The 10,250-nt window shown below is 35.0% G+C and carries 11 protein-coding genes; 10 read left to right on the top strand and 1 reads right to left on the bottom strand.

The annotated features are described in order from the left end of the window. Nucleotides 1–211: 211 nt before the first annotated feature. Nucleotides 212–808 (top strand): glutathione peroxidase, encoded by a 597-nt coding sequence (locus tag ABIQ27_RS11310; RefSeq protein WP_348034007.1) that lies wholly within the window; start codon nucleotides 212–214, stop codon nucleotides 806–808. 187 nt (nucleotides 809–995) lie between these two features. Further along, the gene (locus tag ABIQ27_RS11315) at nucleotides 996–1,370 is read left to right on the top strand and encodes a hypothetical protein (RefSeq protein ID WP_348034008.1); all 375 of its coding nucleotides are present in this window, start codon (nucleotides 996–998) and stop codon (nucleotides 1,368–1,370) included. Between the two features lie 2 nt (nucleotides 1,371–1,372). Here the strand turns inward: ABIQ27_RS11315 and ABIQ27_RS11320 are convergent, their stop codons facing one another. Continuing rightward, nucleotides 1,373–1,870 (bottom strand): N-acetyltransferase family protein, encoded by a 498-nt coding sequence (locus ABIQ27_RS11320; protein ID WP_348034009.1) that lies wholly within the window; start codon nucleotides 1,868–1,870, stop codon nucleotides 1,373–1,375. Between the two features lie 91 nt (nucleotides 1,871–1,961). Between ABIQ27_RS11320 and menD the strand changes: the two genes are divergently transcribed. From menD to ABIQ27_RS11360, 8 genes are all read left to right on the top strand, one after another. Continuing rightward, the gene (gene menD, locus ABIQ27_RS11325) at nucleotides 1,962–3,623 is read left to right on the top strand and encodes a 2-succinyl-5-enolpyruvyl-6-hydroxy-3-cyclohexene-1-carboxylic-acid synthase (protein WP_348034010.1); all 1,662 of its coding nucleotides are present in this window, start codon (nucleotides 1,962–1,964) and stop codon (nucleotides 3,621–3,623) included. 30 nt (nucleotides 3,624–3,653) lie between these two features. Continuing rightward, entirely contained in the window at nucleotides 3,654–4,892 is a 1,239-nt protein-coding gene (locus tag ABIQ27_RS11330; RefSeq protein ID WP_348034011.1) for an HD domain-containing protein, read from the top strand. A 27-nt stretch (nucleotides 4,893–4,919) separates the two neighbouring features. Beyond that, nucleotides 4,920–5,942: a UDP-3-O-(3-hydroxymyristoyl)glucosamine N-acyltransferase gene (gene lpxD / locus ABIQ27_RS11335; protein WP_348034012.1), complete on the top strand. Its 1,023-nt coding sequence runs from the start codon at nucleotides 4,920–4,922 to the stop codon at nucleotides 5,940–5,942. 11 nt (nucleotides 5,943–5,953) lie between these two features. Next, nucleotides 5,954–7,342, top strand: coding sequence for a bifunctional UDP-3-O-[3-hydroxymyristoyl] N-acetylglucosamine deacetylase/3-hydroxyacyl-ACP dehydratase (locus tag ABIQ27_RS11340; RefSeq protein WP_348034013.1), 1,389 nt, complete (start codon nucleotides 5,954–5,956; stop codon nucleotides 7,340–7,342). 10 nt (nucleotides 7,343–7,352) lie between these two features. Further along, complete coding sequence (gene lpxA, locus ABIQ27_RS11345) at nucleotides 7,353–8,135, top strand: acyl-ACP--UDP-N-acetylglucosamine O-acyltransferase (protein WP_348034014.1); 783 nt, start codon at nucleotides 7,353–7,355, stop codon at nucleotides 8,133–8,135. A 79-nt stretch (nucleotides 8,136–8,214) separates the two neighbouring features. Further along, entirely contained in the window at nucleotides 8,215–8,781 is a 567-nt protein-coding gene (efp, locus tag ABIQ27_RS11350; protein WP_293890376.1) for an elongation factor P, read from the top strand. 2 nt (nucleotides 8,782–8,783) lie between these two features. Beyond that, on the top strand, nucleotides 8,784–9,713 hold the full coding sequence (locus ABIQ27_RS11355; protein WP_348034015.1) for a UDP-3-O-(3-hydroxymyristoyl)glucosamine N-acyltransferase: 930 nt from the start codon (nucleotides 8,784–8,786) through the stop codon (nucleotides 9,711–9,713). A gap of 2 nt (nucleotides 9,714–9,715) precedes the next feature. Next, on the top strand, nucleotides 9,716–10,075 hold the full coding sequence (locus ABIQ27_RS11360) for a nuclear transport factor 2 family protein (RefSeq protein WP_348034016.1): 360 nt from the start codon (nucleotides 9,716–9,718) through the stop codon (nucleotides 10,073–10,075). Nucleotides 10,076–10,250: the final 175 nt, after the last annotated feature.

Here is a 10,250-nt window from a genome sequence, read left to right on the forward strand (position 1 = left end):
TACTTCCGTATATGAAATTGGAAAGACTGCTATGAAATTGGTTTTTTGGTTAGGTTGTGATAGGAATTTAATTTTCAAATTACTTTTCTATTACGTTTGTTTGAAGCTCGGTGGTATTTATATCACTGAGCTTTTTTAATGTTAATAAAACTTTAGGAATTGTATAACACAAGCTATAGAAATATTGTCTAATTTTATCAAAAATAAAGCTATGAGAAAGTATCTACTATTAACCTGCAGCATACTGCTGCTATGGAGTTGTCAAAATCAGGCACAGAATAATAAAACAAATAATAAAACAATGGAAACACAGGCAGCTATTTCAGCAGAGACAATCTATCAATTTAAAGTTAAGGATTTGTATGGTAAGGAGTTTGACTTTGCCTCGCTAAAAGGAAAGAAAATATTAGTTGTTAACACGGCTTCAGAATGTGGATTAACACCACAATACAAAGATTTGGAAGCTATTTACAAAAAGTACAAAGACCTTAATTTTGTTATAGTTGGTTTCCCAGCCAATAATTTTGGATCACAGGAACCGGGAAGTAATGAGCAAATTGCCAAATTCTGTGAAATGAATTACGGAGTTACTTTTCCAATGATGAGTAAAATATCTGTTAAAGGAAATGACATGGATAAAGTATATCAGTTCTTAACCCAAAAAAACAAAAACGGATTACAGGATAGCGAAGTTGAATGGAACTTCCAAAAATATTTAATCAATGAAAAAGGAGAATTAGTAAAAGTTTTATCTCCAAGAGTATTGCCAACTGATGCTGCTATCGTAGGTTGGATTAATGGAAAATAATAACTAAAAGTTATTTTAATAAAAAAAGCCTGATGAATTTCATCGGGTTTTTTGCTTTAATAATATCGACTAATGTCACGTATGTTGTGATTTAAAGAGTTTTTTTTACTTTAAACGATTTTTAGATAGTTACTAAATTATTCTTGATAAGTTTGATTTGAATTTCAATACCACAATACTTCTACTTATGAAGAATATATTCAGCCCAGTATACAGACAAGATTATTTACAAGGTTTTTCAAAGGGTTTAAATCCTTATTTAAATATAGAAGAAAATCAAAATGACGCTTACGTTTTTGGGTTTAATCAAGGAAGATTAGATTACGAACGTATGAATGGTAAAGTTGCCTATGGCATTCCTAAACTAATCGTCACCAATAAAGTTTTAGAAGATTTTCTTTTGGCCGGAATGCTTGGAATCAGTATAAATGATGACGATTATACCGCTTTCCAAATTGATGTTATTTCTAAATGGTATCAAAGTGGAATCGAAAAATACAATCCTGATCAAAGTAGTTATCTTTTAGCAATACTGGAAGAAAACGGGATTGAAATAATCTAGTTTTATTCCAATATCAATTGCATAATCACACTGTGCAGCCATCGGTCAAATTTGAAGCCGCTTTCCCTTATAATCCCTACTGTAGCAAAACCAAACTGCTCGTGAAAAGCAATACTGTTTTCATTTTCAGCATCAATGACTCCAATCATTGTATGGAGTTTTTGCTTTTTGGCTAAATCAATTAGGTTTTGCAGTATCACTTTTCCAATGCCATTTCCATGTTCATTTGGTGCAACATAAACTGAATGCTCGACCGTAAACTTATACGCTTCGCGAAAACGGAATTCACTATAATATCCAAAACCAACAATCCGCTCATCAATCGTTACAACAATTACAGGAAATCCTTTGAATAGTTTTTCTTCAAAAATTGATTGCTGCTGTTCTAATGTCCGCAATTCATAATCATACAATGCTGTTGAGTTTGCAATATAATAATTGAGAATGCCGACGATGGTTTCAGCATCCTGAGTTTGATAAGGTCTGATTTTGATTTCCATAAGCAAAAAAGTAATTGTAAAAGTAAGAAAACAAATAACAGTATTGTAAAACCTATACAATTTGTATCTTTGTTTCCATTAAAAAATTACGATGATTTATCCTAAAATACCTTTAGCGCAAAGCATTATCGAAATATGCCATGCCAAAGGAGTTCATGATATTATTATTTCCCCAGGTTCCAGGAATGCACCGCTTACAATAGGATTTACCAATAATCCAAAGTTTACTTGCTATAGTATTGCAGATGAGCGTTGTGCTGCTTTTTTTGCTTTGGGAATAGCACAGCAAATCAAAAAACCGGTTGCGGTAGTTTGTACTTCAGGTTCGGCATTGCTGAATTATTATCCGGCTTTAGCCGAAGCTTTTTATAGTCAGATTCCATTTATTGTTATTTCGGCCGATAGGCCTTTTGATAAAATCGATATTGGCGATGGGCAAACCATTCGTCAGGAAAATGTTTTTATAAATCATTCGTTATTTAATGCGAATTTAACCGAAGAAGCTTCCGAAGAAAACGATGTATTTATCAACGAAGCTATTAATGTTGCCATTGCCCGAAAAGGACCAGTGCATATCAACGTTCCGTTTGAGGAACCATTATACGAAACCACCAATAAACTTTCGGTAGATTTTAATGTGACAGGTTTGCTTATAACTCACAGATTGGTTGATGTTGATGATATTATTGCTTTTTCTACGTTATGGAATCACAGCAAAAAAATATTGATTTTGGTTGGCGAATGCGCCCCGAATTCAATCGAACAAAAGTGGCTGGAACAATTAGCATCAATTCCATCGGTAGTTGTGATGACTGAAACTACTTCTAATTTGGATCATCCAGGTTTTATCAATAACATCGATACGTTAATCACACCTTTTTCTCCTTCTGAATTTTTAGAACTTCAACCGAGAATTCTAATCACATTTGGCGGAATGATTGTTTCGAAAAGGGTGAAGGCATTCCTCAGAAAATACAAACCAAAACACCACTGGCATATTGATGAGCATCGCGCTTATGACACATTTGGCATGCTGACCAAACATTTTCAGGTAAGCCCAAATCAGTTTTTTAAACAACTTTTACCTTTTGTAAAAAATATTGAAAGCGATTATAAAACAACTTTTCAAAACATTCAGTCAAAACGAAAAGTGAAGCATGCGGATTATCTTTCCAAAATTCCTTTTTGTGATTTAAAAGCTTTTGAAAGTATATTATCAAGTTTGCCAACCGAAATCCAATTGCAAATCAGCAACAGTTCTGCTATACGCTATGCGCAGTTATTTGATATCGATAAATCAATAGAAGTGTTTTGTAACAGAGGCACAAGTGGTATCGATGGTAGCACTTCAACGGCTATTGGTGCTGCAGTCGGAGGCAAAAAACCAACAGTTTTGATCACAGGCGATGTAGGTTTTATTTATGACAGCAATGCACTTTGGAACAATTATATTCCGAAGGATTTTAAAATCATTTTGATAAATAATGGCGGAGGCGGAATTTTTAGAATCCTGCCCGGACATCAGGAAACGGAAACCTTCAACACTTATTTTGAAACATCACATTGCTTAACAGCTGAGCATTTAGCCAAGATGTATTTATTTGATTATGAAACCGCAAGCGATGAAGCGTCACTTAAAAAAGGTTTGTCAAAATTGTATAAGCAAAACGACAAACCAATGATACTTGAAATTTTCACTCCAACCCGCGAGAATGACAAACTATTGCTTAACTACTTCAAAGCTTTGGTATAAATTTATATCTTTACTCAAACCAACAAATTTGTGAGCAATACTAACAAACTTAAAATATTCAACGATCCGATTTATGGTTTTATAACCATTCCGAATACGTTGATTTATGATTTAATTCAGCATCCCTATTTTCAGCGTTTGCGTCGCATAACTCAAATGGGATTGTCTTATTTGGTTTATCCCGGTGCGCATCACACACGTTTTCATCATGCGATTGGCGCAATGCATATGATGCAAAGAGCGGTTGAAGTACTGCGTTCAAAGGAAGTTTCGATTTCTAAAGAAGAAGAAAACGCCTTATACATTGCGATACTTTTGCACGATATTGGTCATGGACCATTTTCACATACTTTGGAACACAGCATTGTGGAAGTGCATCATGAAGAGATTTCACTATTGTTCATGAAGAAACTTAACGAAGAATTTAATGGTCAGTTAAGTTTGGCAATCCAGATTTTTAAAGGAGAATATCATAGAAAATTCATGCTTCAGTTGATTTCAAGTCAATTGGATATGGATAGAATGGATTATTTAAAACGTGACAGTTTTTATTCCGGTGTTGCCGAAGGAAATATCAATTCTGACCGACTAATTCAGATGTTGAACGTGACTGATGATGTTTTAGTCATGGAAGAAAAAGGGATTTATTCTATCGAAAAATTCCTAATGGCAAGACGTTTAATGTACTGGCAAGCCTATTTGCACAAAACAAGTTTGGTCGCGGAACTTACTTTGACCAATGCACTAAAAAGAGCCAAAGAGTTGCTTCATAAAGGTATTGATATTGAATGCAGCAAACCGCTAAAACATTTTATGGAGAACAAAGTAACTCTTGAAAATTTCTCCAATAGTAATTTAGATAGCTTTGCGCAATTGGATGATTTTGATATTGTTAGCGCATTAAAAAACTGGCAGCATCATGATGATTTTATCCTGAGTAGTTTGAGCAAAATGATTATCAACAGAGACTTATCAAAAATAAAACTCAACAGCGAAAAATTTCCAAAAGAAGTGCTGGAGGAAATGACAACTCGATTTGCAAAGCAGAATAATATTACTGAGCAGGAAGCCAAATACTTTATCTTTAAAGGAAAGATTAAAAATCAGGCTTACAGTAAAGACGCAGAACCAATTAGGATTTTGAAAAAAGATAAATCCATTGAAGATGTTGTTGAAGCTTCCGATCAATTGAATTTAAAAGCTTTGTCAAAACCCGTAACCAAGTATTTTATATGTTTTCCAAAACTACTTGATGAAAACAACTATTAAAATCGATTTTTTTATACTTTTGTGGCAATGAAATTTACAGCATCTCAAATAGCGGGAATTCTTGAAGGCAAAGTGGTAGGTAACCCTGATGCGATTGTCTTTAAATTAGCTAAAATTGAAGAAGGCACTGAAGGTTCGCTAACGTTTTTAGCCAACCCAAAGTACGTTAATTTCATATACACTACAGCAGCGACTATTACCATTGTTAATAATGATTTTATTGCAGAAAATGAGCTTACGACTACTTTGATTAAAGTGGAAGATGCTTATCAGGCTTTTTCAAAATTGTTAGAATATTACAATCAGGTCAAGCTAATGAAATCAGGTATTGAACAACCATCAGTGATTTCAGAGAATGTGACTTATGGGGAACATCTTTATTTGGGAAGCTTTAGTTATATTGGAAAAAATGTAACTATTGGCAACAACGTAAAAATATATCCTAACTGCTTTATTGGTGATAACGTCACCATTGGCGATAACTGTATTTTTTTTGCAGGTGTAAAAATATATTCTGAAACTGAAATTGGCAACAATTGCAATTTTCATTCAGGATGCGTTGTAGGTTCAGATGGCTTTGGTTTCGCACCAACAGAAGATGGAACCTTTAGCAAAATTCCCCAAATCGGAAATGTAATCATTGAAGATGATGTTGAAATAGGAGCAAACACTACTATTGACAGAGCTACTTTGGGAACAACATTCATTAGAAAAGGAGTAAAATTAGACAATCATATTCAGGTTGCGCATAATGTTGAAATAGGAGAGAACACTGTTATTGCAGCACAAACGGGAATTGCAGGCTCAACTAAAATTGGCAGCAATTGCCTGATTGGTGGACAAGTTGGAATTGCAGGCCATATTACAATTGGGAATAACGTTCGTGTTCAGGCACAGTCGGGTGTTGGAAAAAATGTTCCTGATGGTGAAATATTGCAGGGCAGTCCATCTTTTGGATATGCTGATTACAGTAAGTCGTATGTTCATTTTAGAAATTTGCCAAAGATTGTCGCCGATATAGAAGAATTGAAAAAAAATAATACTAATTAAATAGCTTACCAATGGTTAAACAAAAAACCATCCAGAACGAAATTTCACTTACTGGTGTTGGACTTCATACGGGAAAAGAAGTAAAAATGACTTTCAAGCCTGCGCCTGTGAACAATGGTTTTACCTTTGTCAGAGTAGATCTTGAAGGTTGTCCTGTTATTGAAGCCGATGCCAATTATGTAGTAAATACACAACGTGGCACAAACCTTGAAAAATTAGGCGTTAAAATCCAGACTTCAGAGCACGTTCTTGCAGCTTTTGTAGGTTGCGATGTTGATAACGTAATTATAGAATTAAACGAATCTGAGCCACCAATTATGGATGGTTCTTCTAAGTTTTTTGTGGAAGCTATCGAGAAAGCCGGAGTTGTTGAACAAGAGGCAGAACGTCATTATTATGTTGTGAAAGAAGTAATTTCTTTTACTGATGAAGCTACGGGAAGCGAAATTCTTTTGATGCCATCTGACGAATATCAGGTGACAACTATGGTTGATTTTGGTACTAAAGTTTTAGGTACACAAAATGCTACGATGAAAAACATTTCAGAATTTAAGACTGAAATTGCTGATGCACGTACATTTAGTTTCCTTCACGAATTGGAAACACTTTTAGATAGCGGACTGATTAAAGGTGGCGATTTAAACAATGCTATCGTTTATGTTGATAAAGAAATTTCACCAAAGACTATCGAAAACCTAAAAGTTGCTTTTGGTAAAGATTCTATTTCGGTTAAGCCAAATGGTATTCTTGACAACCTGACTTTACATTATCCAAACGAAGCGGCGCGTCATAAATTGTTGGATGTAATTGGTGATTTAGCTTTGGTAGGAACTCGTATCAAAGGAAAAGTAATTGCCAACAAACCCGGACATTTTGTAAACACGCAGTTTGCTAAGAAATTGTCTAAGATGATTAAAATAGAACAGAAAAATCAGGTGCCGGTTTATAATTTAAACCTTGAGCCATTAATGGATATTCATAAAATCATGAGTATTCTTCCGCACAGACCGCCATTTTTGTTTATCGACAGAATCATTGAAATGTCAGACAGTCATGTGGTTGGTTTGAAAAATGTAACTATGAACGAAACTTTCTTCGTAGGACATTTTCCCGGAGCGCCAGTTATGCCCGGTGTAATCATTGTTGAAGCTATGGCACAAACGGGTGGAATATTAATTCTAAGTTCTGTTCCTGATCCTGAAAACTATTTAACATACTTCATGAAAATTGACAATGTGAAGTTCAAACACAAAGTATTGCCAGGCGATACTTTGGTATTCAAATGTGATTTGATTTCACCTATCCGTAGAGGAATTTGTCATATGCAGGCAAGTGCTTACGCTAATGGAAAATTAGTAGCAGAAGCTGAATTGATGGCGCAAATTGCCAGAATTAATTAAACGATAACTTATGAATCAACCGTTAGCATACGTACATCCAGGAGCAAAGATTGCCAAAAATGTAGTAATAGAACCTTTTACAACCATTCACAATAATGTAGTTATTGGTGATGGAACCTGGATTGGTTCTAATGTAACCATCATGGAAGGCGCACGAATCGGGAAGAATTGTAATATATTTCCAGGTGCAGTAATTTCTGCTGTTCCTCAGGATTTAAAATTCGGCGGAGAAGAATCACTTGCAGTAATTGGTGATAACGTAACTATTAGAGAGTGCGTTACGATTAATCGTGGTACAATCGCTTCTGGCCAAACCAAGATTGGAAATAACTGTCTTATCATGGCAACAGCGCACATTGCTCACGATTGTCATATTGGTGATAATGCCATTATTGTAAACGGAGTAGCTTTGGCCGGGCACGTAACCGTTGGAAATTTTGCCATCGTTGGCGGTTTGGCTGCGATTCATCAGTTTATCCAAATTGGTGATCACGCTATGATTTCCGGAGGTTCGTTAGTTCGTAAAGATGTTCCGCCTTATACAAAAGCAGCGAAAGAACCACTTTCTTATGTTGGAATTAATTCAGTTGGATTAAGAAGAAGAGGGTTTACTTCAGACAAGATTAGAGAAATACAGGATATTTATAGAATTCTGTACCAAAAAAATTATAATACATCGCAAGCTGTTGGTATTATCGAAGCTGAAATGTCGGCTTCACCGGAACGTGATGAGATTTTGGATTTTATCAGAAACTCATCAAGAGGAATCATGAAAGGATACTCTGGAGCTTAATTAAAAAAGTATACATTAGAAAAAAATCTGAAACAAGTTCAGATTAAACGAATAACCAAATTAACAAATACACATCAAAATGGCATCTACATCAGATATTAGAAACGGATTATGCATCAAGTTCAATCACGATATTTATAAAATCATTGAATTCCTTCACGTTAAACCTGGAAAAGGCCCGGCTTTCGTAAGAACTAAACTTAGAAGCTTAACTAACGGAAAAGTATTGGATAATACATTTTCGGCCGGACACAAAATTGAAGAAGTGCGTGTCGAAACCCAAAACTTCCAGTATTTATATGCCGAAGGAGATCAGTTTCATTTTATGAATACGGATTCTTACGAACAAATTACTTTGGATAAAAAAGTTCTTGATGCTCCAGACTTGTTAAAAGAAGGAACAGTAGTAATGGTTCAGATAAATACCGAAACTGATTTGCCACTTTCTGTAGATATGCCAGCTTCAATCGTTTTGGAAGTTACTTATGCCGAACCAGGCGTAAAAGGAAATACAGCTACAAATGCTACAAAACCTGCGAAAGTAGAAACTGGAGCTTCTGTAAATGTTCCGTTGTTTATCAATGAAGGTGACAAAATCAAAATTGATACTGCTACTGGTTCTTATATGGAAAGAGTAAAAGAATAGTTTTGAAATTTTCAAAAACACATACTTTAAAAGAAATTGCAGCCATCATCGGAAGCCAATATGTTGGTGCAGATGATTTTGCTGTGGAAGGCATGAACGAAATTCATGTGGTGACACCTGGAGATATTGTTTTTGTTGACCATCCAAAATATTATGATAAAGCATTGGAATCGGCAGCAACTATTGTTTTAATCAACAAAGAAGTTGATTGCCCAAAAGGGAAAGCGTTGTTGATTTCGGATGATCCTTTTAGAGATTTTAATACGCTTACCAAATATTTTCGTCCATTTGTGGCGGCTAATGCGAGCATTTCAGAATCGGCTACCATTGGAGAAAATTCAGTAATACAACCAAATTGTTTTATCGGTCATAATGTTTCGATTGGAAAAAACTGTCTGCTTCACGCGAATGTGATTGTCTATGACAATACGGTGATTGGTGATAATGTAATCATCCATTCAGGAACCATCCTTGGTGCTGATGCTTTTTATTATAAAAAACGCGCTGAAGGCTTCGATCAACTGATTTCTGGTGGAAGAGTTGTTATTGAAGATAATGTTGGAATAGGAGCGTTGTGCACTATTGATAAAGGCGTTACCGGAGATACAACAATAGGTGCCGGGACAAAAATCGATAATCAGGTGCATGTTGGACACGACACCGTTATTGGAAAAAAATGTTTAATTGCTTCGCAAACAGGAATCGCAGGTTGTGTAATCATTGAAGACGAAGTAACCATGTGGGGACAAGTTGGAACCACTAGCGGAATCACAATTGGAACTAAAGCGGTTATCATGGGACAAACCGGAGTAACTAAATCTGTTGAAGGCGGAAAGAGTTATTTTGGAACACCAATAGAAGAATCAAGAGAAAAACTGAAGCAATTAGCCAACGTTAAAAGAATACCGGAAATTTTAAACAAACTTAAATAAACATGAGCGCTAAAGAAATCGTTCAGGAATTTTACAAATCAGATGCGTTATTAGAAAACGAAACAGTTTCCAAACTTTTACATGCAGATGTAGTTTTGGAATGGCACAGTTCTAAAGGTTTTTTGAAACTTAAGCATCAGGATATAATTGATTTAACTACAGAATTTGGTAAAGCGTATGTTCGTTCTAAAGCCAGAATTACACATATTCTGGAAGAAGGAAATACCGTTTCTGTTCGTTATTCTCATTATGTAAAAACTATGGAAAACCCAAGAGAAGAAATGCTCTTGGCACATTTCATGGTTATTTGGGAATTAAAAAACAATAAGCTTTACAGAGGTTATCAAATGAGTCAGTTGTAAAACCCGAAAAAACTAATTACTAATCACTAATTACTAATTACTATTTTCTACTTTTGCAACACCAATAAAATAAACACAATAAACAAACACAAACATGAGCGTTTTAGTTAATAAAAATTCAAAAATAATAGTACAAGGATTTACAGGAAGCGAAGGAACTTTTCACGCTGAACAA

Source organism: Flavobacterium sp. (genome assembly GCF_039916025.1).
Lineage (GTDB): Bacteria > Bacteroidota > Bacteroidia > Flavobacteriales > Flavobacteriaceae > Flavobacterium.

Coding starts and splice junctions, on each gene's coding strand:
- ABIQ27_RS11360 (WP_348034016.1), top strand. CDS start 9,716: ATGAGCGCTAAAGAAATCGTTCAGGAATTTTACAAATCAGATGCGTTA.
- lpxA (WP_348034014.1), top strand. CDS start 7,353: ATGAATCAACCGTTAGCATACGTACATCCAGGAGCAAAGATTGCCAAA.
- ABIQ27_RS11315 (WP_348034008.1), top strand. CDS start 996: ATGAAGAATATATTCAGCCCAGTATACAGACAAGATTATTTACAAGGT.
- lpxD (WP_348034012.1), top strand. CDS start 4,920: ATGAAATTTACAGCATCTCAAATAGCGGGAATTCTTGAAGGCAAAGTG.
- menD (WP_348034010.1), top strand. CDS start 1,962: ATGATTTATCCTAAAATACCTTTAGCGCAAAGCATTATCGAAATATGC.
- efp (WP_293890376.1), top strand. CDS start 8,215: ATGGCATCTACATCAGATATTAGAAACGGATTATGCATCAAGTTCAAT.
- ABIQ27_RS11320 (WP_348034009.1), bottom strand. CDS start 1,870: ATGGAAATCAAAATCAGACCTTATCAAACTCAGGATGCTGAAACCATC.
- ABIQ27_RS11340 (WP_348034013.1), top strand. CDS start 5,954: ATGGTTAAACAAAAAACCATCCAGAACGAAATTTCACTTACTGGTGTT.
- ABIQ27_RS11310 (WP_348034007.1), top strand. CDS start 212: ATGAGAAAGTATCTACTATTAACCTGCAGCATACTGCTGCTATGGAGT.